This is a genomic window from Mangrovimonas sp. TPBH4 (assembly GCF_001280505.1).
Classification (GTDB): Bacteria; Bacteroidota; Bacteroidia; order Flavobacteriales; family Flavobacteriaceae; genus Mangrovimonas_A.
Genome location: NZ_LBIO01000065.1, coordinates 37,678 through 62,160, shown reverse-complemented (window position 1 = coordinate 62,160; position 24,483 = coordinate 37,678). Strand labels below are relative to the sequence as shown.

The 24,483-nt window shown below is 39.3% G+C and carries 24 protein-coding genes; 14 read left to right on the top strand and 10 right to left on the bottom strand.

What is annotated here, in order from left to right:
• Positions 1 to 68: 68 nt before the first annotated feature.
• The 6 genes from ZA05_RS16920 to ZA05_RS16895 all read right to left on the bottom strand — a co-directional run bounded on the left by ZA05_RS16920 (position 69) and on the right by ZA05_RS16895 (position 5,989).
• A complete protein-coding gene (locus tag ZA05_RS16920) occupies positions 69 to 440 on the bottom strand; it encodes a response regulator (RefSeq protein ID WP_053992867.1) in 372 nt (123 codons plus the stop codon).
• Positions 441 to 869: 429 nt separating this feature from the next.
• Positions 870 to 1,853 carry an aldo/keto reductase gene (locus ZA05_RS16915; RefSeq protein ID WP_053992866.1) on the bottom strand — a complete coding sequence of 328 codons (984 nt, stop codon included), beginning with the start codon at positions 1,851 to 1,853 and terminating at the stop codon, positions 870 to 872.
• Positions 1,854 to 2,000: 147 nt separating this feature from the next.
• On the bottom strand, positions 2,001 to 3,566 hold the full coding sequence (locus tag ZA05_RS16910; RefSeq protein WP_053992865.1) for a M28 family peptidase: 1,566 nt from the start codon (positions 3,564 to 3,566) through the stop codon (positions 2,001 to 2,003).
• A gap of 110 nt (positions 3,567 to 3,676) precedes the next feature.
• Positions 3,677 to 4,711 (bottom strand): M28 family metallopeptidase, encoded by a 1,035-nt coding sequence (locus ZA05_RS16905; RefSeq protein ID WP_053992864.1) that lies wholly within the window; start codon positions 4,709 to 4,711, stop codon positions 3,677 to 3,679.
• A gap of 80 nt (positions 4,712 to 4,791) precedes the next feature.
• Complete coding sequence (locus ZA05_RS16900; protein WP_197276115.1) at positions 4,792 to 5,199, bottom strand: FUSC family protein; 408 nt, start codon at positions 5,197 to 5,199, stop codon at positions 4,792 to 4,794.
• A gap of 4 nt (positions 5,200 to 5,203) precedes the next feature.
• On the bottom strand, positions 5,204 to 5,989 hold the full coding sequence (locus ZA05_RS16895) for a DUF3108 domain-containing protein (protein WP_053992863.1): 786 nt from the start codon (positions 5,987 to 5,989) through the stop codon (positions 5,204 to 5,206).
• A 201-nt stretch (positions 5,990 to 6,190) separates the two neighbouring features.
• Here ZA05_RS16895 and ZA05_RS16890 point away from each other — a divergent pair, with 201 nt between their 5' ends.
• Positions 6,191 to 6,970, top strand: a complete 780-nt coding sequence (locus tag ZA05_RS16890) for a zinc-dependent peptidase (protein WP_053992862.1) — start codon at positions 6,191 to 6,193, stop codon at positions 6,968 to 6,970.
• A gap of 5 nt (positions 6,971 to 6,975) precedes the next feature.
• On the opposite strand, the gene ZA05_RS16885 is transcribed toward ZA05_RS16890, so the two are convergent.
• Positions 6,976 to 7,440, bottom strand: coding sequence for a pyridoxamine 5'-phosphate oxidase family protein (locus ZA05_RS16885; protein ID WP_053992861.1), 465 nt, complete (start codon positions 7,438 to 7,440; stop codon positions 6,976 to 6,978).
• A 302-nt stretch (positions 7,441 to 7,742) separates the two neighbouring features.
• Positions 7,743 to 9,455, bottom strand: a complete 1,713-nt coding sequence (locus ZA05_RS16880) for an amidohydrolase (protein WP_053992860.1) — start codon at positions 9,453 to 9,455, stop codon at positions 7,743 to 7,745.
• Positions 9,456 to 9,576: 121 nt separating this feature from the next.
• Here ZA05_RS16880 and ZA05_RS16875 point away from each other — a divergent pair, with 121 nt between their 5' ends.
• From ZA05_RS16875 to ZA05_RS16855, 5 genes are all read left to right on the top strand, one after another.
• Positions 9,577 to 10,407 (top strand): universal stress protein, encoded by an 831-nt coding sequence (locus ZA05_RS16875; protein WP_053992859.1) that lies wholly within the window; start codon positions 9,577 to 9,579, stop codon positions 10,405 to 10,407.
• Between the two features lie 62 nt (positions 10,408 to 10,469).
• Positions 10,470 to 11,324 (top strand): universal stress protein, encoded by an 855-nt coding sequence (locus tag ZA05_RS16870; RefSeq protein WP_053992858.1) that lies wholly within the window; start codon positions 10,470 to 10,472, stop codon positions 11,322 to 11,324.
• A 19-nt stretch (positions 11,325 to 11,343) separates the two neighbouring features.
• Entirely contained in the window at positions 11,344 to 12,195 is an 852-nt protein-coding gene (locus ZA05_RS16865; RefSeq protein ID WP_053992857.1) for an ATP cone domain-containing protein, read from the top strand.
• Between the two features lies 1 nt (position 12,196).
• A complete protein-coding gene (locus ZA05_RS16860) occupies positions 12,197 to 13,570 on the top strand; it encodes an MBL fold metallo-hydrolase RNA specificity domain-containing protein (RefSeq protein ID WP_053992927.1) in 1,374 nt (457 codons plus the stop codon).
• A 148-nt stretch (positions 13,571 to 13,718) separates the two neighbouring features.
• The gene (locus ZA05_RS16855) at positions 13,719 to 14,171 is read left to right on the top strand and encodes an Hsp20/alpha crystallin family protein (protein WP_053992856.1); all 453 of its coding nucleotides are present in this window, start codon (positions 13,719 to 13,721) and stop codon (positions 14,169 to 14,171) included.
• A gap of 99 nt (positions 14,172 to 14,270) precedes the next feature.
• Here ZA05_RS16855 and ZA05_RS16850 read toward each other — a convergent pair whose 3' ends face one another.
• Positions 14,271 to 15,116 (bottom strand): universal stress protein, encoded by an 846-nt coding sequence (locus tag ZA05_RS16850; protein ID WP_053992855.1) that lies wholly within the window; start codon positions 15,114 to 15,116, stop codon positions 14,271 to 14,273.
• Between the two features lie 268 nt (positions 15,117 to 15,384).
• On the opposite strand from ZA05_RS16850, the gene ZA05_RS16845 reads away from it, so the two are divergent.
• The 8 genes from ZA05_RS16845 (at position 15,385) to ZA05_RS16810 (ending at position 23,520) form a co-directional block, all read left to right on the top strand.
• Entirely contained in the window at positions 15,385 to 16,224 is an 840-nt protein-coding gene (locus ZA05_RS16845) for a universal stress protein (RefSeq protein ID WP_053992854.1), read from the top strand.
• A 170-nt stretch (positions 16,225 to 16,394) separates the two neighbouring features.
• On the top strand, positions 16,395 to 16,889 hold the full coding sequence (locus ZA05_RS16840; RefSeq protein WP_053992853.1) for a DinB family protein: 495 nt from the start codon (positions 16,395 to 16,397) through the stop codon (positions 16,887 to 16,889).
• Positions 16,890 to 16,901: 12 nt separating this feature from the next.
• Entirely contained in the window at positions 16,902 to 17,219 is a 318-nt protein-coding gene (locus ZA05_RS16835) for an antibiotic biosynthesis monooxygenase (RefSeq protein ID WP_053992852.1), read from the top strand.
• A gap of 138 nt (positions 17,220 to 17,357) precedes the next feature.
• On the top strand, positions 17,358 to 18,668 hold the full coding sequence (locus tag ZA05_RS16830) for a TolC family protein (RefSeq protein WP_053992851.1): 1,311 nt from the start codon (positions 17,358 to 17,360) through the stop codon (positions 18,666 to 18,668).
• A gap of 25 nt (positions 18,669 to 18,693) precedes the next feature.
• Positions 18,694 to 19,770 (top strand): efflux RND transporter periplasmic adaptor subunit, encoded by a 1,077-nt coding sequence (locus tag ZA05_RS16825; protein ID WP_053992850.1) that lies wholly within the window; start codon positions 18,694 to 18,696, stop codon positions 19,768 to 19,770.
• A 9-nt stretch (positions 19,771 to 19,779) separates the two neighbouring features.
• The gene (locus ZA05_RS16820) at positions 19,780 to 22,974 is read left to right on the top strand and encodes an efflux RND transporter permease subunit (RefSeq protein WP_053992849.1); all 3,195 of its coding nucleotides are present in this window, start codon (positions 19,780 to 19,782) and stop codon (positions 22,972 to 22,974) included.
• A 12-nt stretch (positions 22,975 to 22,986) separates the two neighbouring features.
• Positions 22,987 to 23,292, top strand: a complete 306-nt coding sequence (locus tag ZA05_RS16815; RefSeq protein WP_053992848.1) for a hypothetical protein — start codon at positions 22,987 to 22,989, stop codon at positions 23,290 to 23,292.
• Positions 23,293 to 23,310: 18 nt separating this feature from the next.
• Positions 23,311 to 23,520: a DUF2892 domain-containing protein gene (locus ZA05_RS16810; RefSeq protein ID WP_053977237.1), complete on the top strand. Its 210-nt coding sequence runs from the start codon at positions 23,311 to 23,313 to the stop codon at positions 23,518 to 23,520.
• A gap of 100 nt (positions 23,521 to 23,620) precedes the next feature.
• Here the strand turns inward: ZA05_RS16810 and ygiD are convergent, their stop codons facing one another.
• Positions 23,621 to 24,451 carry a 4,5-DOPA dioxygenase extradiol gene (gene ygiD / locus ZA05_RS16805; protein ID WP_053992847.1) on the bottom strand — a complete coding sequence of 277 codons (831 nt, stop codon included), beginning with the start codon at positions 24,449 to 24,451 and terminating at the stop codon, positions 23,621 to 23,623.
• Positions 24,452 to 24,483: the final 32 nt, after the last annotated feature.

The following is a 24,483-nucleotide window of genomic DNA, read 5'->3' as shown; positions in this document are numbered from 1 at the left end:
CGCAATAAAATCCGATTAAGAATATTGGTTTTTGCTTATACATGGTCAGTTGTTCTAGTTATTGAATGTTATAACATTTGATGGATTTCTCTTCTTAGGGATTCAAAGTCGATTGGTTTTGTGAAGAATTCCTTGGCACCGGATTGAATGGCCCTATCAAAGTTTTCACTGTCGCCATAGGCTGAAATCATACTTACAGTGATGTTTGGGAATTGCGATTTAATCTTGTCCAATAATTCCAAGCCTGTCATGCCTGGCATGTTGATATCGGAAAACACATAAACCACTTTGGGAGGGTTTTCTCGTTCCAAGATCTCCAAGGCTTCAGAACCAGAAAAGGCGAACAACAATTCTAGATTTTGATTTCTTACTTCTTTTCTGAATTTTTGACGAAACAAGGTTTCAATATCTCTTTCGTCATCTACAATCAATACTTCCATAAGGCTGTTATTTGTTGGTTACATATTCATATACAGGATAAGTTGCATCAGCTTTTCCCTACTTTTAGGTAGTGAAAAGAAATGTTTTTTATGGTTGTGATGTTTGGGGTTTCAGCTAGAATAGCTTTTGTTCTTAGGGAACGGTCGGTTGTATTTTGGGAGGTATTGGGGCTTAGGATGAAAATGCACATTACGTAAAAAACGCAATTTCTTGATCAAGCCGTCACAAGATAAAGTGTAAAGACTTCATAACTAAGATACAACAAAAATGATAATGAAATGATGCTAAGTAAAATAAGTTGGAATTATGGTGCCGTTTAATCTCCAAGGGAAGAGTTAAGGGACTTTATAAAATAGGGGAACCAAGTTTAATTGTCATCAATTATTCTTAGTTCCCTTGATAATGGAATATGTAGTCAAGTAAAGTTTTTAATAGACCCCACGGATCAACTCGTGTACGTTTGCTTCGTAAAATTCAGCAAGTGTTGCGTGTAGTTCTTTTGATAGCGGAGGAAGTTCAGATACCAGGGTATTGGCTAGTGCTTGATTTGGGGAACTGGCCCCAGGAATGATGGTAGACACGGCTTTATGGTCTAGAATCCATCTCAAAGCTAACTGTGCCATGGTCATGCTTTCAGGTAATAAAGGCTTTAGGGCGTCTGCCAATTCTACGCCTTTTTCAAACGGTAATCCGGCAAAGGTTTCACCTACATTAAAGGCATTACCATCCTTATTGTAGTTTCTGTGGTCTTCTTTTTCAAAGGTGGTGGTTTTAGTGAATTTACCAGCCAGCAAACCACTGGCTAAAGGTAGACGGACAATAATCCCCACCTCTTTAGCTTCGGCTTGAGGCAGTAATTCATTGACCAATTTCTGTCTGAAAATATTAAAAATAACCTGTAAGGACTGTAGTCCTTCTTGCTCTAGACATAGCAAGCCTTCCTCAACCGACTCAACACTGGCTCCAAAGGTTTTGATGAGCCCTTCGTTTTTAAAATCACGTAACCAGTCAAAAACGTCACCCTTTTGCATTTCGGCAGTAGGGATACAGTGCAATTGCAGTAAATCCAAAGCATCTACATCCAAACGTTGTAGGGAATGCTCGATGGCAATCTTCATGGCATCTTTGGTATAGGAAGCTGGATAGACATCGCCACCGCGGCCAAATTTGGTAGCCACTTTAATGTCCTTATCGGTTTGCCTTAAAAATTCCCCGATAAAACTTTCGCTTTGGCCATTGCCGTAAACATCGGCAGTGTCAAAAAAGGTGATACCGTTTTCAACGGCAGTGTTTAAAATATCCAGTGCTTTATCAGAAGAAAATTGCTTTCCCCAATCGGCACCAATTTGCCAGGTTCCTAAGCCAATTTCACTGACTTCAAATCCATTTTTTCCTAAGTATCTTGTTTTCATTGTAATTGTTTTAAGCCTGTTGTATTAATTCAAAATTACGTGCTTTTTTTGAACTGCCAAGGATTATGGTGTCCGTTCAACGATTGGTTTATTCTTAAAAAAAAAGCCTCCCATATTGGAAGGCTTTTTTTATTAGTTCCTTATCTTTTATTGAACAGCTTTGTCGGCTACTATACGTTGTTCTTGGTTGGCCAATTGCCAGGCTGTGTAAAATACAAGGCGTGTTCTGGTTTCCAATAAATCGTAGGCTATTTTGTCCGGCGTATCGGTTGGTTTATGGTAATCGGCATGGGAACCATTGAAATAGAAAATAGCCGGAATGTTGTGTTTTGCAAAGTTGTAGTGATCAGACCTATAGTAAAAACGGTTAGGGTCGTTCTCGGCATTGTAGGTGTAATCAAAGGTCATTTCGGTGTATGTTTCGTTAGTAGCTTCCGAAATTTGGTGCAATTCGGTGCTTAGACGATCAGATCCTATAATATACAAGTAGTTTGGACTGTCTGTATGTTTATCGTCGACACGGCCAATCATGTCAATGTTCAGATTGGCAATGGTGTTTTCCAATGGAAAAACAGGGGCGAAATCGGTATAATATTTAGAACCTAGGAGTCCTTTTTCCTCTCCGGTAACATGTAAAAACAAAATAGAACGTTTGGGACCTTTGCCTTCTTTTACAGCAGTTTTAAAGGCTTCTGCAATTTCCAAAAGGGCTACTGTGCCAGAACCATCGTCATCGGCACCGTTATAAATTTGTCCATCTTTGATGCCTTCATGGTCTAGGTGGGAGGAAATCACCAGGATTTCATCCGGCTTTTCGGAACCTTTGATAAAGGCCAAAACATTTTCAGATTTTATGCTGTCCGATTCCGTGGTAATGTCAATCTCGATATCGGTTTTGATGGATTTGGAGCTGTTATCTGTTAGAATATTTTTATAGAGTGATTTTCCAACAATATCGTTGATTATGAAATGTGGAATGCTAAGGACATCTCCTTGAACTGCCATAGCACCATGATCACTCTTTTCTGATTTTTTTTGATAGTAGTTGGAAACGCGTCCAAAGGAGACATCATCCATAAAGATGATTGCTTTGGCGCCCTTTGCTATCGCAACGTCCCTTTTTAAATTTCTGGCTCCGCGACCGGAGGTCCAAATGGTAGATTTTTTTGTTTCAGAGGTAACAAAGCTGCCATCCTCATTTTGTGGTTCACCTGCTTTCATAAGAACAATCTTGTCCTTTACATCGATGTTATTGTAATTGGAATAAGTGTCGGTTTCAATGCCATAGGAAACATACACAATCTCTTTGGCCCCTATATGTTGTGTTGAAGGTGTGCCTAGTGGGGAGTAATCAACAAAGCAGGGCAGGGCTTTTCCGTTTATGGAAATATTGGTTTCGGGAAAGCTCTGGATCTCTAAAGGAACGTTTTGGAAATAAGTATCTCCCATAGGCGAGGGCACTCCCATATTTTGGTATTGCTGGGCTAGGAATGCTACTGCTTTTTTCTGTCCTTCGGTGCCAGTCTCCCTTCCTTGAAATTCATCGGAAGCATAAGTATAAAGAAGTTCCTTGAGTTCGTTTGAGGTAATAGTTTGGGCATATACCGTAGGATCCGCAAATGTAGGCGTAAGGCTGAAGTGTTCGTTTTTTTTGGAGCTGCTACAGCTGTAGAGGAACAACGTAAGGCAGCCTAAAGCAAAAATGTTTTTCATTAAGGGCAAAAATTAAAAGATAATGAATGCAATATAGATAAAAATTAATCCTGCGAATGTAATAATTCTATTAAACAGAGTAGTTTAAAATAAAAGGCTTTAACACAGTTTTAGTCCTTGTCAAGTGCCAATTTATGTTTGGAATTGGCCAAATACCAGGCCGTAGAGAAGATTAATTGTGTGCGTTTGGCTAATAGGGGGTAATCCAATTTCTCGGCAGTATCTGTAGGTTTGTGGTAATCTTCGTGTTCGCCATTGAAGTAGAAAATCACAGGAATTCCCGCTTGGGCAAAGTTGTATTGATCGGATCTGGAGAAGTAATGGTTGGTGTCGTTTATGTGGTTCAATCTATAGTCCAATTCCAACTGTGTAAAGGTAGTGTTGGCGGTTTCAGAAATATAGTAAAGTTCGGTACTCAGCCTATCGGCTCCAATAACATACACATAGTTGGGATTGTTGAGATGCATATCATCAACGTGACCTATCATATCAATATTCAGGTTGGCAACGGTTTTTTTAAGAGGTACTATAGGATGTTCTATGTAGAATTTGGATCCCATGAGTCCTTCTTCCTCTCCGGTAAGGTGAAGGAACAAAATACTGCGTTTGGGGCCATTCCCATTTTTTTTCGCTTCGTTAAAGGCTTCAGCCATTTCCATTAAAGCGGCGGTTCCAGAGGCATTGTCGTCGGCACCATTATAGATTTGTCCATTTTCCATTCCTTCATGGTCTAAATGGGCTGTAATAATGATGGTTTGCTTAGGGTGTTTACTTCCCTTTATATAGGCCAGGACATTTTGAGAGCTGTTAAGACTATCCATGAAAAAGGATTTTGGAACCGTTTGGAAATAGCTTTGGTCTTCCAAGGGAGAAGGTATGCCTTGGGCTTGGTAGTAATCTTTAAGGTAATTGGCGGCTTCCTTTAGTCCTGGTTCTCCCGTTTTGCGACCTTGATATTGATCAGATGACAATTCATAAACATAATCCATTAATTCTTGGGGGGTAATAGTACTGGCGTAATGTTCTACGGTCTGTCGGTCTTCAAAAACAATGCTAGCCTTTAGGTCCTCAATGCGCTCACTATACTTTTTTGTGGCACAAGACCCAACAATGGAAAGAACAGAAGTGAAAATGAAAAGCTTCATTGTACTGTGTTAATTGTCAGTCAAATAAAGCGAAAAAAAAAGGAATACCGAAGTATTCCTTAAAATTTGTGTTGTGTAGGTTATTCAAACTCGAGGTCTTCAACCTCATCAATTTCAATATCTTCTGTATCCAAATCGATGTCTTCTATTTCAAGATCCTCTTCATCAATGTCTAATTCTTCCAAAATTTCCTTAGAATTTTCTTCCGATTCTTTGGCACGTTCCTGTAACTCTTCAGTATTACCAACTTCTATCGTATGAAATACCGATTTGTAGATGGAAAGGCCCAAGGTGATGATGGTCAACAGGAAAATATACTGCAACACTTTTTTGGACTTGTTCTGCTTTTTGGAAACAACAAAGATGGAAAGCCCCAACAAAAATGCCAATATGGCGGGGATAAATGCAAGGTTGGATAGGGGCGTTAATGCTAGAATAACAGCCAAAAGGCTGGTGATAAATCCTAAAACGATCAATACTTTTCTCATGCTCTTAGTTTTTTAGGCCCGTAGCCGATTTAATTTTTAATTCGCCATTACCTACCGCAATCTTAAATTTGGCATAGACCGGAATTTTATTGGCATCGGCGGTCAACCATAGCAAGTTATCGTTGGTACCTTTTAGCACATCACTGTTATTGATGGAAATGGCCAATTTGTAACAAGTTTTTTGCCCAAGGCTGGTAGCGATGGTTTCGGTACCTAAATATTTAAAATTGACAATGTTCTCTTTGTTGTCGAACAATACTTTAAAGGATTTTGTGGTACCGTTGGATAAACCGTCAAGGTCCAAAGTTCGCAATTTGTAAAGAGTGCTTACCAAATCCCTTGTAGTTTTACCTATGGAAACAGTAGTGTTATCTTCATTAAAACCGCCACCTTTCTTTTTCTTCTTTTTAAGACTTTTTACGGTATTGCTTTTATGGCTGTATTTGTATTGCATAAACTTGTAATAGCCACCTTCGTCTATTTCTCTTTTGTACAAGTACGGGGTTAGTGTTTTTGGGCTCACATAGCTTTCGTAAAGGTCTCTAATTTTAAAGAAATTGTCCCATTTGCTATAGGTAGCTGCGGTACATTTCAGGCGCAGCAAGGTCGCTTTGGAAGTGTTAACCTCGCTGGTTTCCATTTTAACTTGTGCCAGCTCGGTTAGAATTCCAGACATGTTATAGGAGGCTGAAAATATAAGGGTTTCCCCAGCGCCAACAGCATTGTTTTGGGCAAAAGAAAGCACGGAAACCAAAAAGGAAGCGGCCAGTGCTAAGCGAATTTTGTTCATAGGGCTTTGTTTAGACTACAAATGTATTTAACATTTATTGTGCCAAATGTATTATTAAGTTTTTAGATTGGAAAAGTATTTTTTGAAGACATTTTGGAATTTGATTCATGGGGGATTATATTCTGCTTAAGGTTCAATGATTAAAAATTCCATTTGTGGTTACTTTCATTTATTTTTGAAGGGCAATCACTATTTTAAGCTATGGTTACTACTATTGCATTTTTATTACTGTTGGCCTTTGGGGTATATGCCCTTTCCAAATTGAAACGTAAACCAGCGAAGCCTTTTCCAAAGCAGTGGCATGGTTTATTACTGCAACATGTGGAGTTTTATGAAGATTTACCTCCAAAGGAACAACAACGCTTCCAAAAACGAATGATGGAGTTTTTAAGTGAAGTGTATCTGGAGGGAGTGCAAGTGGAACTTGAAGAATTGGATAAAATCCTTATTGCAGCTAGTGCGGTGATTCCTGTTTTTGGGTTTCCGGAGTGGCACTATACTAATTTAAGTGGGGTATTGCTCTATCCTGACAACTTTAATGAAGACTTTGAGTTTGAAGACAAAAAGGACAATCGCATCATTGCTGGAGTGGTGGGAACCGGTAGATTGGAAAACCAAATGATCCTCTCCAAAAAGGCCTTGCGCCATGGGTTCTCAAAAAGTTCTTCTAAAACCAATACGGGCATTCATGAGTTTGTGCACCTTATTGATAAAATGGACGGAGTGACCGATGGGGTACCGGAGCGCTTGATACGGCACGCTTATGTGATTCCTTGGTTAAAGATGATCCATAAGGAAATGGAGGCTATTAATAACAACAAATCGGATATTAGAAACTATGGAGGTACTAATGAGGCGGAATTTTTTGCGGTGGCTTCTGAGTATTTTTTCGAAAATCCAGAGCGTATGAAAAAGAAACATACCGAACTCTACAAGATGCTGGAAAGTTGCTTTTACAGGACTGCGACAAATGTGAAGTAAGGTTATTAACTGCCGTGATCGTCCCTAAGTTTTCCGTTGATGGTATCAATTTTAATGACATAAACAACAGGAACTTCCCCGAGATGGATTTTACTGGAAAACTCACTCAAAAAATCAACATCTTTATGTTCCTTTATCATGATTAAATCTTTTACACCCAAAGAGAAACTGTGTAACTGAGCTTTGGCGTAGCTGCCCTTAAGTTCTTCAAAACTGCCGTGGATCAAAACCGATTTCCATTCGTTTACAGAGGTTACTTCCTCTACTTGTAGCGCCACATCGTTGTGTTTGCGCATGGCCATAATTTTATGGCCTTCTGAAGAGTATGCCAAAATCCAATGGTTGGCCGCATCGTAAAAATAGGTAATGGGAGCTATAAAAGGTTGGTGGTAATACATGTATGCCAAATGACCAATGTAATTCCTTGCAAGTACCGCATAACATTCCTTTTGGTTTAATGTCTTGATCATGGCTGTGATATTAAAATGTTGTTAATCAGTGAATTTACTCAAATTTAAATTAAAAAAACATGATGATTGTCATGAATGTTAATTTTGAATCGATATAGATAAGTTGTTGATAAGTAGTTGCTTGTGTGTTTTCAAGAAGGTTTGAGTGATAAAGTCTTGGTTTTAGTGTTTATCGGTATGTGTAAAGTTAGTTGCTTGAATAAGCCAAAAACAGCTTACAAACAGAGAGAGTGGAAAAGCCGAATGGATTTTTTCAAATGAGTAATGTCCTTGCAATTAATTTTATACTTTGTTGGTAACAGTTAATTTCGTTTATAAACGCTTTCCCCTTCCTTGATAGTTTCCAGAACTTTAATGTCTCTCAAGTTCATAGGGTCAATTTTCAATGGATTTTTATCCAAAATTACCAAATCTGCCAGTTTACCTTCACTTAAAGTGCCCTTAATGTCGTCTTCAAATAACTGGTATGCCGACCAAGCTGTGATACATTTCATGGCCTCATAAGGCGTTAAACGTTCATCTTTGCCTATAATGTCTCCACTGCGTGAAACCCTGTTCACGGTAGTATGCATAATCATCATTAGATTTGGTAAAGCAACTGGAGCATCAGTATGACTAGTAACATGTACACCTTTTTTTAAGCATGTTTTGATAGGGCTAATGTGCATGGCTGCTTCTTCACCTATAATTTGTTTATACCAGTCTCCCCAATAAAATGTGTGCATTGGGAAAAGGGATGCTACAATATCATATTTCTTAAGGCTATCTATTTGATTCATTCTAATTAACTGCCCATGTATAAGACTGTTACGCCTATCATTGTTTCCGTACTTTTCAACTGCAGGTTCAAGTGCTTTCAACCATTGGTCAAGTGCAGCATCACCGTTACAGTGTACTTGCATTTGCCAATTATTTTTTAAGGACATGTCTACAATTCTAGCAACTTCATTATCGTCTGCAATAGCAGGGTATCCACTATAATCCGTATTTTGCCCATCAGGGGGTAACGTATAAGGTACAGTTCTCCATGCTGTTCTGCCTTGTGGAGAACCGTCTAGAGTTAGTTTAATACCAGCGATTCTGTAGTGATTTTTGTAATTCTTCCCATACCACTCACTTTCCATGTATTGAGGGTACATATAATCAACATAAGAATTGACATCTATCGGCATTTTTCCACGTTTGGCATAATCTGCCAATTGAAGATGGTTTTCCATAGCCCGTCCTTCTTGAGCCGTAGTGTAACCATAACTGGTAGCTAGTTCAAATCCTTTTTCAATAAAAAAATCACCTAATTCAGGAGAACTTGGTGTTAATACCTTTAACATGGCGGGAATACTCGCTAACTCTTCCATAACGCCGTTCGGTTCTTGGCTATTAGGCATTCTTCGTATAATACCGCCAGCGGGGTCCTTGGTATCCTTGGTGATATTCAATAATTCCAACCCTTTAGAGTTTACTACACTGAAATGCCCTGATATGTGACAAGCCATCACGGGCAACTCCGTAGAAACCTGGTCTAAATCTTCTTTAGTTGGAAATCGATTCTCTTGAAGTGCGGCATCATCAAATCCTAATCCAACAATCCAACCATTGGTTTTATCTACTCCATTTTTATCATACCAATCTTTTAGTTCAGATATAAGTTCAGGAATAGTATTGCATTTTCCGTCAGGAGAGGCGAGTAAATTTGCACAAACTGCTTGCGAGCCAAAGCTGCTGAAATGTGCATGGCCATCTATAAAACCTGGTACAAGTGTTCTGCCCTCAAGGTCATGCTTTTTTGCGTTTTTGTACTTTGTTTCTCCATCTGCTAACTTGCCAACAAAAACTATTTTCCCCTCTTTTTCAACCAGAACTTCGGCATATTGGGCTTCATCTCCTTCCATAGTAATGATATCTCCATTAAAGTATATCGTTGCCGAATTCTCTAAAGCGTCATCTTTTTTTTCTTGCTTGCATGATGTAAAAACATTTGCAACCAAAATTGCCATTAAAATTAATTTTGCTTTCATAATCTAGAATTTTCCAATTGTTTCTAAATATCATTATTTCAATTGGTTAAGGTGATATTTGTCATAGGTTAAATGCGCTATTTTTCTTAAATTTAAGGAAATATCTTTAAAGTACCTGGTAATGGAATATCATGTGTTAATACCGACAGATTTCTCTGATAATGCTTGGAATGCGGCCGTTTATGCCATGAAGTTATTGAATACCGAAGATTGTACCTTTTACTTTTTAAATGCTGTAAATGCCAAGATTTCAGCGATGTCTAATATGTCTAAAAAGTTTAATGAAGTACTTAGTGAGAATGCGCTTAAGGAATTGAGGGATTTAAAGGAGATGGCCGAAGCTGCGCATACCAATGCAAAGCATCAGTTTGAGATTGTATTCAGTACGGAAGGCATCAATGACGCCATTAATGCAAGTATCAAAAAATACAACATTAATTTGGTGGTGATGGGTACCAAAGGTGCTACAGGAGCCAAGGAAATCTTTTTCGGGAGTAATACTGTGAGCATGATTTTTAGGATGTCTTTGTGTCCAATGATGGTGATTCCTGAAAATTACCATTTTCACATCCCTAAACAAATAGCCTTTCCTACCAATTACATGAGACCCTATAGAGCAGAAGATTTACAGCCTTTGTTCACCATGGCTCAATTATTTGGTACTAGAATACGGGTGGTTCATATTCAGGAGAAGAGTAGGTTAAGTGCCGAACAAAGAAATAATTATACACTATTGAAAGAGCTTTTGGCCAGTTATGATCATAGTTTTCATTCCATGCCAAATTATACCAATAAGACCAATGAGATTTTTGATTTTATTGAGGATTTAGAGATTGATATGTTAGTGATGATTAATTATAAACACAGCATTTTGGAACGTTTTACAAGGGAACCTGTCATAAAAAATATAGGATATCGTCCTGTGGTTCCTTTTATGGTAATCCCAGATTAAGCCCACAAAAGCCTTGGTCTGTATGTAAACAACAGGAATAACTTTTTTAAAACTTAGAAGTCATGAGAAAGAAAATATTGTTACCAACAGACTTCTCTAAAAACGCTTGGCAAGCCATGAACTATGCCGTTGAACTCTACCAAAAAGACCATTGCGATTTTTATGTACTCAATGTATTTACGGCCACTACCAATATTTTGGAAAGTTTGTTGAACATGGAGCCGGGAAGCGAGCTGTATGAAACTGCAAAATCCAATTCGGAGGATGGTTTGGCAGAGGTCATGGATAAATTGGCCTTTAAGTATGAGCACAATCCAAAGCACCATTTTGAGAGTATTTCAACCTTCAACAATCCAATTGAGGCCATTAAGGAGGTGGTAGAGCAAAAGGACATCGATATGATTGTGATGGGGACCAAAGGCGAAACAGGTTCTGAGCACGTTGCCTATGGGAGCACGGCAGTATATGTGATGGAAAAAGTACGTAACTGTCCCGTGATTGTGGTGCCGGAAGCTAGTAAAGTGGGGATTCCCAAAGAAATAGTGTTTCCTACCAGTTTTAAGACCCATTATAAAAAACGTGAGTTGGCCTATTTGGTTGAGCTTGCTCAAAATAGTGGGGCTACCGTTGCAATTTTGTATGTATCCGAAGATGATTTTTTAGATGGCAAACAAATCGAGCAAAAGAAAATGCTAGAGGAACAATTAGAGGATGTGTCTTTTCAACACCACACTTTGCATTATCAGGCGGTCGAACCTGCAGTAAACATGTTTGTAGAAAGTAGGGATAGTGATATGGTGGCGTTTATCAATAAAAAACACTCCTTTTTTGGTAGTATTTTGAGCAATCCTATGGTGAAAAATATAGGGTTCCATTCACGGGTTCCAATTTTGGTAATGCACGATTTAAGAAATTAATGGATTGTATAATGAACAGATGACAGATCAAAATTGGGATATCACAAAATCTTCAGGTGAACGGGTGAGTTTTTCCATTCCAAAATTAAAGGCTTCTCTAAAAAGGGTAGGTGCCGGAGATGTTGTAATAAATCAAATTATCGATAAGGTTAGGGATGAACTGTATCAAGGAATTTCCACCAGGGAGATTTACAATAGGGCCTTTGCCCTGCTTAAAAAGAAAAACCGCTACCTGGCCTCTAAATACAAACTTAAAAGGGCAATTTATGAGTTGGGACCAACCGGGTATCCTTTCGAACAATTTGTGGCTGCTATTTTAAAGTATTCTGGATACGACACAGAAGTAGGGCAGATTTTACAGGGAAAATGCGTGCCTCATGAAATAGATGTGATAGCCCATAAAAATTCAGAAACCACCATTGTAGAATGCAAGTTCCATAGCGAACAGGGGCAAAACTGCAATGTAAAAATTCCTTTGTACATACATTCCAGATATCAGGATGTCAAGGCACATTGGAATGCTAATATTCATAACAACTCAATTTTAGCCGATGGCTGGTTAGTTACCAATACACGCTTTACAAAAGATGCCCTGCAATATGGAAATTGTTGTGGGTTGTATCTGCTTAGTTGGGATTATCCAGAGGGCAATGGCTTGCGGGATCGGATAGATCGTTTGGGACTATATCCTATTACTGTTTCCACATTGCTTAGCAAAAGGGAAAAACAATTTTTGTTGAGCAGGGATGTCGTGCTTTGTAGGGATTTGTTGGGGGATGCATTTTATTTGGATCATTTGGGTGTTTCTGAAACCCGAAAGGAGCGTATTTTAAAGGAGATTGAACAGTTATGCAATTTGTGCCATGAGTGATATGGAAACATATGCAAGCATTACCTTTTTAGGAGCGGCAGGGGTGGTAACGGGATCCAAATTCCTTATTGAAACCTCAGAAATGAATCTTTTATTGGATTGCGGCATGTTTCAGGGAGTAAAGGAATTGCGTGAATTGAATTGGGAAGAATTGCCTATTGATGTTCAAGGAATTGATGTGGTATTGTTAACCCATGGACATCTGGATCATGTAGGCTATTTGCCTAAGTTGCTCCAAAGGGGATTTTCAGGAAAAATTATTGGTACAGCTCCAACACTTGCCATTGCGCAAATTATTTTAAGAGACAGTGCCAAGATTCATGAAGAAGAAGCGGAGAAAGCCAATAAGGAACATTATACCAAGCACCATCCTGCTTTGCCGTTTTATACAGATAAAGATGTTGAAAGGACCTTAAAGCTATTTCAGGTAGGTATTCAGGATACCTGGCTCAACCTTTCGGAGCACATAAGGTATAGGTTTCGGTATAACGGGCATATTATAGGCGCCACATTTATTGAAATTGACATCAACGGGAAACGTTTTGTGTTTTCTGGAGATGTGGGCCGTTGGGACGATTATTTGTTGAACGATCCCAAAACACCAGAATGGGCAGACTATTTGTTTGTTGAAAGTACCTATGGCAATAAATTGCATCCCGAGGAAGATGTTGAAGAAGTAATGTCCCAATTGGTCTTGGAGACCCTTGAAAAGCAAGGCAACTTAATCATCCCAAGTTTTGCGGTAGAACGTTTGCAAACTCTAATATATATTCTTTGGAAACTTTACAAAAGCAATAAAATTCCTAATATACCCATATTTATAGACAGCCCTATGGGCAATAATGTGCTGGAGGTTTTCAATCGCTTTCCAAAATGGCATAAACTGTCCATGCAGGAATACGAAGCCATGTGCAGGCATGTAAATATTGTTCAATCGTTTGGCGAGACCTGGGAGACCATTGATGACCCTAGACCTAAAATAGTAATTGCCGGAAGTGGAATGGTTACAGGAGGTAGAGTATTGACCTATCTACAGCAATTTATAGATGTGCCCAGTACCACCGTGCTATTGGTGGGCTATCAGGCCGAAGGTACTCGTGGAAGACAGCTTAAGGACGGTGCCCATGAAATTAAGTTCTACGGCAAATACTATCCGGTAAAGGCCTCCATAAAATGTATTGAAAGCCTTTCGGCTCATGCGGATCAGGGGGATTTACTTCATTGGTTGCAAACCATTAAAAACATTCCGGAAAAGGTGTATTTAATACATGGAGAGCCTCCCGCTTTGGATGCATTCAGGTTGAAAATTGAGAGTGAATTTGGATGGAAAGTAACCATTCCAAAGTTATTGGATACTGAAAAAGTAATGCTGTGATTTTCAAATGAAAGCCCTCATTTATGTAGCCTTCATTTTTCCTAATTCAGAGTGTTGATTTGTGTAATTGACTGATATATATCATTTTATATATGCTTTAGTATCCTTACATTGTTGATGGTAAGTTTAACCATTTAAAAATTAGGTCATGTCACTTATTAAATTTAACAATCGAAACCGATTACTCCCATTTTGGGATAATGAGGGTTTAAAATCGCTGTTGGGCTCTGATGCGTTTTTCAACAACGATTTATTTGACGAGGACAATTCAATGCCTGCCATGAATGTAACCGAACATGACAAGGACTTTGAAATTGAATTTGCAGCTCCTGGGTTCTCTAAAAAGGACTTTGAAGTGACCATGGATGACAATGTGCTACGTGTTTGTGGCAAGAAGGAAAATGAGGTAGATGAAGAAGAACACGGATACAAGCGCAGAGAATTCAACTATAATTACTTTGAACGCTCTTTGAAATTACCAAAATCTGTTGCTACAGATCAAGACGTTAAAGCAAAATACAAAGATGGTATTTTAAAGTTGCACCTTCTTAAAAGAGAGAACGCCAATGAGTCTCTAAAAAAAGTTATTGAGGTTAATTAACAGCAGAAAAGGCAGAAAGTGAATTTATGGAAGCTTTCTGCTTTTTTTTTGTTTCAACTTTTAATCGAAAATGAGGCCACAAACAGCTAAATATCCCTTTTAATGGCTGTGAAATATCAATAATGGTAAAATTAGGTTATTGCTTATTCTAGCAGTGGATGAGGTAGAGAGATAGCGTTCAAAGAAGCGTTCTTTGTGAGTGATAAGTGTTACCAAATCTATGGGATGGGTTTGTATGTAACTATGTACGGCGTAATACACCGGAATGTTGTTTATGGTATGATAGTGAGAATCGACATGGTCTTTTAGAACTTCCATATGTTCTAGATCATCCAGATGTGCATGGTTTGTGTGTTTTGAATGGTGGGGGTCAATTCTAAGAATATGCAACAACTTGCCATAAGTTTTTACAAATTTTATAATGTTATCGGTGAAAGCGGTATCGTCTAGGGTAGTGCCTTCGTCCAAAGGCAAAACAATATTATTTGGTGCTCTATACTCAAATCCTTCAGGAATAACCAAAGTGGGGCAGTCCACTTTTCTTATAACGTTTATTGTATTACTCCCAAAAATAACTTCCTTGGCTCCTGTGGCCCCATTGGTACCCATCACTATGGTGTCTATGCCTTTGGACGCTATGACTTGCTGAATGGAGTTGGTTAATATATCAAAATCAACTAAGTACTCCATACTGTTTTCAGGAAGGCTAAATTCTCTTTGTAAGGTGTCTACCAAGGAGGCAAGTTTCTTTTTGGCTGGTTCTATAAGGGATTGGTAAATGGGTTTAGGGCCAGCTGCTATTAAATCATCAGAGGTATATGCAGAGGCACTTTTAACATGCAACATATAATACTGAATTTCCTGAGTTTTGAACAGGTTTAAAGCATAGCGAATGGCATTGATGGAGTTTTGCGAAAAGTCTGTTAATAATAATATGGTTTTCATCGCATTATTATTTTGCTATTTATAAAGGTACCCAAGAATTGTGACAATAGCCATGACATTTCTCATAATTTCGGAGTAGGGTAGCATTCAACTGGTTGTTTTGTAGCCGATTGTTGTGAGTTGCAGAAAAGAAAGCTTGCAAAAGGAAACTCAATACACACCAAGGTTTTTAAAAGGGTTGTGGGAGATGACTGATATTTGTCATTGTATAAGGATGGGATTTGTTTTAAATTTAGGCTGAAAATTGACGTATATCAACACTACAATAATGAAATACCAGATATTATTACCGACTGACTTCTCTGATAATGCGTGGAATGCCACTGTTTATGCGCTTAAACTCTTTGCTGAGGAAGAGTGCACATTCTATTTGTTGCATTCCAAGAATGAAAAGGTTTCTGCCATGGCCAATATGTCCAAAAAGTATAACGACGTATTGCGGTCAAGTAATTTGAAAGAGCTTACAAAACTTAAGGAGACGGTAGAGGCTACAAACGATAATCCAAACCATACTTTCGAAATTATTTTAAGCGCAGGGAGCTTAGGAGATTCTATTGAGGCTTACATTAAAAAATATCATATCAATCTCATTGTAATGGGAACCAAAGGAGCCAGTGGCGCTAAAGGTTTGTTGTTTGGTAGCAATACCGTTGGTATTATTGGCAGAATTAAATGTTGTCCAATTTTGGCCATTCCTGATAAAAGCGATTTTGTGCCACCGAAGCAAATTGCTTTCCCAACAGATTATAACCGTTTTTATAGTCCAACAGAGATGGGGGCGATCAAGAATATCGCGGAATTGTTCAACTCAAAAATTAATGTGGTACACATTAATACCGAAGCCGAGCTAACCGAAATACAGAGCTTCAATGTAAAAGCCATTAAGGAATACATGCAGGATTTTGACCACAGCTTCCATTGGATGCCGCATTATGCCAAAAAAGCGACAGAGATCAATGATTTTGTAGGTGAGCATAACATCGATATGCTGGCAATGGTAAGCTATCAGCATAGTTTCTATGAAAGTTTAACTAGAGAGCCCGTTATTAAAAAGATAGGAAGTCAATTAAAGGTTCCGTTCTTGATTATTCCAGAAAGTAAGCACTAACGAACTTCACAAATGGCTGCGTGATAGGCCTGCAAAGTTATAAGGCTAATCAGAGGTTTGAAAGTTCTTTATTACTGACATATTGGAGATAAGATAATATTAACGTTCGCTTTTGATTGACTAACTGTAAAAGTTTTAATTTTAGGTTGTTAATCAAAAAAACGAACGTTATGGACACACTTAAGAACCTTCAGGACGAATTGTCTGAAGAATATCAAATCACCAAGAAGTTTTTCAAATTGTACCCCAACAATAAGAATGACTATGCCCCTCATGAAAAAAGCATGAAAATGGGACATTTAAGTACCCATATTGCTGAAATATTTGGTTGGCCAGAGGTGGTTTTGAATACGGATGAATTGGATTTTATGAAAGCCGAAGCTCCAAAGATTATGGAGAATGCCCAAGAGTTGGAGCAGTGCCTTGATGAGAAATTTGAAAAAAACATGACCGCTCTCAAAAGTGCCAATGATTCCGATTTGACTGGGCTGTGGGCATTGAAGATGAATGGACAAACTGTAGCGGAATGGTCTAAATATGGAGCTATTAGGCATTCGCTCAATCAAATTACCCATCATAGGGCACAATTGGGAGTTTATTATCGCTTATTGGGGATTCCAGTGCCGGGCAGTTATGGTCCCTCCGCCGACGAGCAGAATTTTTAAAAACACGGGCTTATGTATGCTGTAATATATTCATTTAAGGTAAAGGAAGGATTGGAAGCCACGTTCCAAAATGCTTGGCGAGAACTCACTGAATTGGTCCATAAATATGAAGGAGGCCTAGGGTCTAGACTACATAAAAGAGGAGATTTACATTATATAGCTTATGCCCAATGGCCCAATTATGAGGGCTGGGAAACGGCAGGGAAAAATCTTCCGGAAAGTTCCAATAAGATTAGAAAGATATTAAGGGATTCCTGCGAGCAATTTGAAACCCTGTACGAGTTGGATGTGGTGGAGGATTTGCTTAAAGAAGAGGCCTATTCAGAATAATTGTTTAGAAAAGCGCTCACTGTAAAGTGGGCGCTTTTGCTTTATAAACTAAGCATGTGCTAAAAAGCCTTGGTAACCTAAGTTACTGACAACCCCTTTTTTCAAATGTATTTTTGTCCCAACATTTAAGAATACATTATGAAGCATCGATTATATATTTTTGTATTAACGCTGATAGGTTTTCAGTTTTTAGGCAACGCCCAAACCGAAGTGCCTATTGCTAAATCGGAGGTTTTGAATGCCGTGGTTGAATCCAATCACAGCCTTAAAATTTCCGAAGAACAGTTCAATGCCGCCAGGGCAGATTTCAGGCAGACCAATGCTGTCTTTTTGCCAAACATTACGGCATCGCACACAGGGATTTCTACAACCAATCCCTTAATGGCCTTTGGTTCTAAACTGAACCAAGAAATAGTAACGGCCGCCGATTTCAATCCAGATCTTTTAAATAATCCGGATCAAATTCAAAATTTTGCCACCAAATTCGAAATTCAACAACCCTTGATTAATGTGGATGGCTTTTATCAACGCAAAGCTGCTAAATCCAAAATGGAAGCTACGGCACTGCAAAGTGAGCGTACCAAAGACTATCTCACGTTTGAAGTGGACAAAGCCTATATGCAATTGCAATTGGCTTATAAAGGCGTAGAGGTGTTGGAGCAGGCTTTGGAAGCTGCTTTGGCCAACAAGCAATTGGCAGACAACAGTTATGCACAAGGCTACTTGCAAAAGTCGGATGTGTTGGCTGTTGAGGTTCGAGTAACCGAAGTGAGAAACCAATTGCAAACCGCCAAGAGCCAAGTGCAAAACGCCTCCAACTACATTTCTTTTTTAATGAATACCAGTCAGGATGTGGTGTATCTTCCTACAGATACGCTTGAAGCTAATATGTTTACGGAAGAGAACCCCTTAATGATTTCCAAAGAACGTTCAGATATCAAGGCGATGGAGTTGGCAAGCAATGCCTACGAAACCCAATACAAGGCTGATAAAATGACCTTTTTACCACGTCTTAATGCTTTTGGAAGTTATGAGTTGTATGACGATCAAATTTTTCAGGCCGATGCCAGTGGGTATCTGTTTGGGGCGTCATTGAGTTGGAACATTCTGGAAGGAACCAAGCGTTTTGGAAAGGCTCAAAAAAGTAGAGCCGAGTTTGAAACTTCTAAACTTCAGTATGAACAATATGTCTCACAAAGCCAAATGGAACTCAACAAAGCCAAGCGCATGTTGAATGATGCCAAAAACAGATTGCAACTGTCCAAATTGGCCTTGGATCAATCGGAGGAGTCATTACGAATCAGAACCAATCGTTTTGAGGAAGGCCTAGAGAAAACCACCGATTTGTTGATGTCTGAGACACTATACGCCCAAAAGCAATTGGAATATTACCAAACTATTTTCGAATATAACTATGCACAGGCTTATGTGCAGTTTCTAACCAAATAAATTACTAAGCAAGACAGATATACATATGAAAACATTATACACATTATCAATCGTAGCTGTAACGGCATTGTTTATGAGCTGCGGAAGCAAAGACGCAAAACAGGAATCGCAAAAAGGACCGGCAGTTGCCGTAACCGTAAGTCCTATTAAGGCAGATGGAAATAGCACATTTTTAAGTGTTAGCGGAAAAGTACAGGCCGTAAACAGTGCCGATTTGAGCACCCGTTTTATGGGGTATGTAAACAGTGTCCCTGTAAAAGTAGGAGACCAAGTTAGAAAGGGCCAATTGTTGGTAGCTATCAACAATAGTGATCTTGAGGCCAAGCGCGCACAAATCAATGCAGGCATCACCCAAGCAACAGCAGCGTTTAAAAATGCCGAAAAGGATTATAACCGCTACAAAAACCTGTTTGCACAAAACAGTGCAACCCAAAAGGAATTTGACGATATCACGGCTCGATATGATATGGCAGCGGCCAATCTAGAGGCGGCTAAGCAGCAGAAAAATGAAATCAATGCCCAAATGGCCTATACCAATATTACTGCGCCTTTTAATGGTGTGGTAACATCCACTACGGTTAAGGCAGGAGATATGGCGAATCCAGGAATGCCACTGGTATCGGTGGAAGGTCCAGGAAACTTTGAGGTTATCGCTATGGTGCCAGAATCGGATATTTCAAAAGTGGCCAAAAATCAAAAAGTAGAGGTATTGGTAAAAGCAACCAATAAAACCTATGAAGGGAACGTAACGGAAGTGAGTACTTCAGCAAAACATACAGGAGGGCAATATGTGGTAAAGATTGCCTTGCCTAAAGCAGATGATAAGATTCTGTCAGGCATGTTTGCTACAGTACAGTTCCCTATGGAAGGGACTACCCAAAAACAAATGGTTTTGTTGCCAACTTCAGCCATTGTTACCAAGGGACAATTAACTGGAGTCTATACGGTAAGCCAAAATAATACAGCAGTATTACGTTGGTTACGATTGGGGCGTACCTATGGTGATCAAGTAGAAGTATTGTCCGGTTTGGATAGCAGCGAAACCTATATTGTTACAGCTGAAGGTAAATTATACAACGGAGCTTCAATAACCATTAAATAAGCAGAACAGATGAAAGAAGGTTTAGCAGGAAAAATAGCCAAGAGCTTTATAGGTTCTAAGCTTACAGTGCTCCTTATGATTGTGTTTATGGTCATTGGAGTCTATAGTTCATTTTTAATTCCTAGGGAAGAAGAGCCACAAATTGATGTGCCTATGGCCGATATTTTTGTGGGATACCCAGGCGCTAGCCCAACTGAGATTGAGTCGCGTGTGATCAAGCCTTTGGAAAAATTGATTAGCAATATCAAAGGGGTAGAGTATGTGTATTCTACATCTATGAAAGAGCAGGGAATGGTGATCGTTCAGTTTTATGTGGGAGAAGATATCGAGCGTTCCTTTGTAAAGCTGTACAATGAGATTAATAAGCATATGGATCAAATGCCACAGGGGGTAACCATGCCTTTGGTGAAAACGCGTGCCATAGACGATGTGCCTATGTTGGGATTGACCTTGTGGAGCGAAACCTATGATGATTACCAATTGGGACAAATGGCCCAAGAGCTCCGAAACGAAATTGAAAAGGTAGGCGATGTTGCCATTACCCATAAAATTGGAGGACGCGACAGACAGCTTCGTGTGGTGTTGGATAAAGATAAGTTGGCAGCCAGTGGATTGGACTTTTTGGAAGTATCCAAAATGATTCAGGCCAATAATGCCCAAATGGGAGCAGGAAGCTTTGATAAGAACGATGCCGAATTTTTGGTGAGCTCTGGAGATTTCCTTAAAACGGTGAGCGATGTTGAGAACTTGGTAGTAGGTGTTCAAGATAACAAACCTATTTACCTAAAGCAGGTTTCTAAAATTATAGACGGACCAGAAGTGCCAGTCAATTATGTGAGTTTAGGATTTGGACAAGGAAGTGAAAAAGCAGCTGAGTTTCCTTCGGAATATTCAGCGGTAACTATTTCGGTAGCTAAAAGAAAAGGAGCCGATGCCATGAAAATTGCCGATGTGATCCTCGACAAAGTATCGCATTTGGAAAGAACCTTAATTCCTGACGATGTGCACGTGGAAGTTACCCGTAACTATGGAGAAACCGCTTCACATAAAGTATCGGAATTGTTATTGCACCTTATTGGTTCTATCATTGCTGTAACCTTTGTGGTAATGTTGGCCATGGGATGGCGTGGTGGTTTGGTGGTGTTTTTATCGGTGCCTATCACTTTTGCCTTGACCTTGTTGAGCTACTACATGCTGGATTACACATTGAATAGAATTACGCTTTTCGCTTTGGTATTCGTAACGGGTATTGTGGTTGATGACTCTATTATTATAGCAGAAAATATGCATAGGCATTTCAAAATGAAACGCTTGCCGTTTAAGCAGGCCGCCTTGTATGCGATCAATGAAGTTGGAAACCCTACTATTTTAGCAACTTTCACGGTAATTGCTTCGGTATTGCCAATGGCATTTGTATCTGGATTGATGGGGCCTTATATGGCACCAATGCCTATTGGGGCCTCTATAGCGATGATTCTGTCTCTATTTGTAGCCTTGACCATCACGCCATATTTAGGGTACATATTTTTACGTGAAAAGGATAACAAGCAGCATAAAGAGAAAACAGAGAAGCCTCTGGAAGAAACCTTTATCTACAGAATGTATAACAAATTTGAGCGTCCATTATTGGAAAACCGCTTTAAGCGTTGGATGTTCCTAGGTTTTACCTTTGCCTTGTTGCTAGGGTCTATGGGACTGTTTATGACCAATTCCGTGGCGGTGAAAATGTTGCCTTTTGATAACAAAAATGAATTTCAGGTAGTGATTGACATGCCTGAAGGCACCACGTTGGAGCGTACAGCTATAGTGGCTCAGGAAATTTCACAATACCTTTCTACTAGGCCGGAAGTGGTGAGCTACCAAAATTATATTGGGACTTCAGCGCCAATTACCTTCAACGGATTAGTAAGACACTACGATTTGCGTGGTGGTAGTAATATGGCGGATATTCAGGTGAACCTTATCGATAAAGGGGAGCGTAGTGCACAGAGTCATGATATTGCCAAGTTATTGCGTCCGGATATTCAAAAGATTGCCGCAAAGTACAATGCTAATGTGAAATTGGTGGAAGTGCCACCAGGACCTCCTGTATTGTCTACCATTGTAGCTGAGGTGTACGGTCCTGATTATGATGAACAAATTGCGATTGCCGATAGCATCCAAACCATTCTTAAAAACACCGATGATGTGGTGGATATTGATTGGATGGTAGAAGCAGATCAAGTGGAGTATGAGTTTGTTATTAATAAAGAAAAGGCCATGTTGTATGGTGTGGCCCCGCAGCAGATTACCCATACCTTGAATTTGGCTTTGTCCAATCGTGCGATTACCAATTTATACGATGAGGATGCCTTCCGTCAAGTTGGTTTGGTGTTGAGTTTGGATGAAAAGGAAAAGTCCACCATTCAGGATATTGCCCAATTGCAGGTGAAATCTCAAATGGGGAATATGGTATCCATTAGTGATTTGGTAGACATCAATCCGGTAACCCGAGCTAAGAGTATCTATAGAAAGAACCAAAAGCGTGTGGTATATGTATTGGCCGATATGGCTGGAACTTTGGAGAGTCCTGCCTATGCCATTTTAGGAATGGAAAAGAAACTGAAAGAGATCGATTTACCTGAAGGTTATGCTTTGGAGGAATTGTACATCAACCAACCCGAGTTTGAAGATGACTATACCGTAAAATGGGATGGTGAATGGCAAATTACCTTGGAAGTATTTAGGGATTTGGGAATTGCCTTTTTGGGAGCTATCATCTTGATTTATATTTTGATTGTTGGTTGGTTCCAAAACTTTAAAGCACCTGTGGTAATGATGGTGGCCATTCCATTATCATTGATCGGGATTATTTTAGGACACTGGATTATGGGAGCATTCTTCACCGCGACCTCATTTATCGGAATGATTGCTCTAGCAGGAATCATGGTGCGGAACTCGGTATTGTTGATTGATTTTATCAACCTAAGAGTAGCCGAAGGCGTGCCATTAAAACAGGCTGCTATTGAAGCTGGAGCTGTACGTACCACGCCAATTTTGTTAACGGCAGGAACGGTAGTAATTGGAGCCTTTGTGATCTTGTTCGATCCTATTTTCCAAGGGTTGGCAATCTCCCTAATGGGAGGAACCATTGTGTCCACAGTATTTACCTTGCTGGTAGTGCCATTGGTGTATTATATGATAGAGCGTAAAAAGCATAATTAAAAAACACAGGAAATGAAATTAGTAATAGTTACGGCTGTAGAAGACTTTCAAAAGGACGTCTTAAAACTCTTTAGGCAAGCCAATATTGAGAGTTTTAGTAGTTCGGATATCGATGGTTATAAAAACGTACCCGCTGTATTGGCTACCAGCAGTTGGTTTCCGGGAGAATCCAGCGGGAACGAGTCCATTTTATTCTTCTCCTTTACAGAGGAAGCCAATATAGACCTATTGTTTAAGTTGATTCAGGAATTCAACAGGCATATGGAAACCAATAACCCCATAAGGGCGATTGTAATTCCTATAGAAAAGAGTATTTAACACTAAAAATATAAAGTTATGATGAATAGATATATCCGTGTCATTGCAGGGACGTTTATAATTATTAGCGTATTGCTAGGCATGTTTGTAAACGAAAATTGGTTATGGTTTACCTTATTTGTAGGGGCCAACTTGTTGCAGTCTGGAATTACCAAATGGTGTTTGATGGAGGATATCCTCTCTAAGTTTGGAGTAAAGAAAGAAGGCGATTGTTGCGCTTCTAAGTAATAAAGGTTGTTTTTGGTTACTGCAAAACGCCCACTATTGAGTGGGCGTTTTTTTATATAAGAAAATGAGGCCTCAGAGTTTAAATTTCATGAAAACCAACTTAAACAGCTTCAATTTTTAAAGAGGTCATGGTCAATGAGCCCCCCACAGGTTTATCATTAAACAAGCTAACTTCTTCATTCTTATCTTTTAGGGCCAAAGTGTAGAGGAGAGGAAGATAATGCTCAGGTGTTGGAATGGCCAAATCAAATGCTCTTCCTTGGGATTTAAAGTTGATAAGATTCTGGTGGTTATCATCCAGAATATAACTTTTCATTTTTTCATTGGCCTCAAAGGCCCAATCATAGGCAAACTCTTCATTTAGTTTATTCCAAGCCACCATACGCAAGTTATGGACCATATTGCCACTTCCAATGATCAACACTCCTTTATGACGTAGTTTTTGGAGTTCCTTTGCCAGTTCGTAATGGTATCTGGGAGGTTGGGTGTAGTCAATGCTCATCTGTATTACGGGAATATTGGCCTCCGGGTATAGGTGTTTAATGACGCTCCATGCCCCGTGGTCCAAACCCCATTTTTCGTCCAAACCAACGTTGGTTTTGGTTATTAGGTTTTTGGTTTCCTGAGCCAATTCTGGGCTACCGGGTGCTGGATATTGCACATCGAACAAGGCTTGTGGAAACCCTCCAAAATCATGGATGGTAGGCGGATGTTGCATGGCGGTAACAAAGGTGCCCTTGGTTTCCCAGTGTGCCGAAATACATAGAATGGCATTGGGACGAATCAATTCCTTGCCCAATTTTCTGAAGGCTTGGACAAATTCGTTTTCTTCAATGGCATTCATAGGGCTGCCATGACCAAGGAATAATACAGGCATTTTACCTGTATTATCCAAGGAAGAGGTCATTTTATTTAAATCTTTTAAATTCATGCTAGCACTTATTAATGGTAATAACGCTAAGG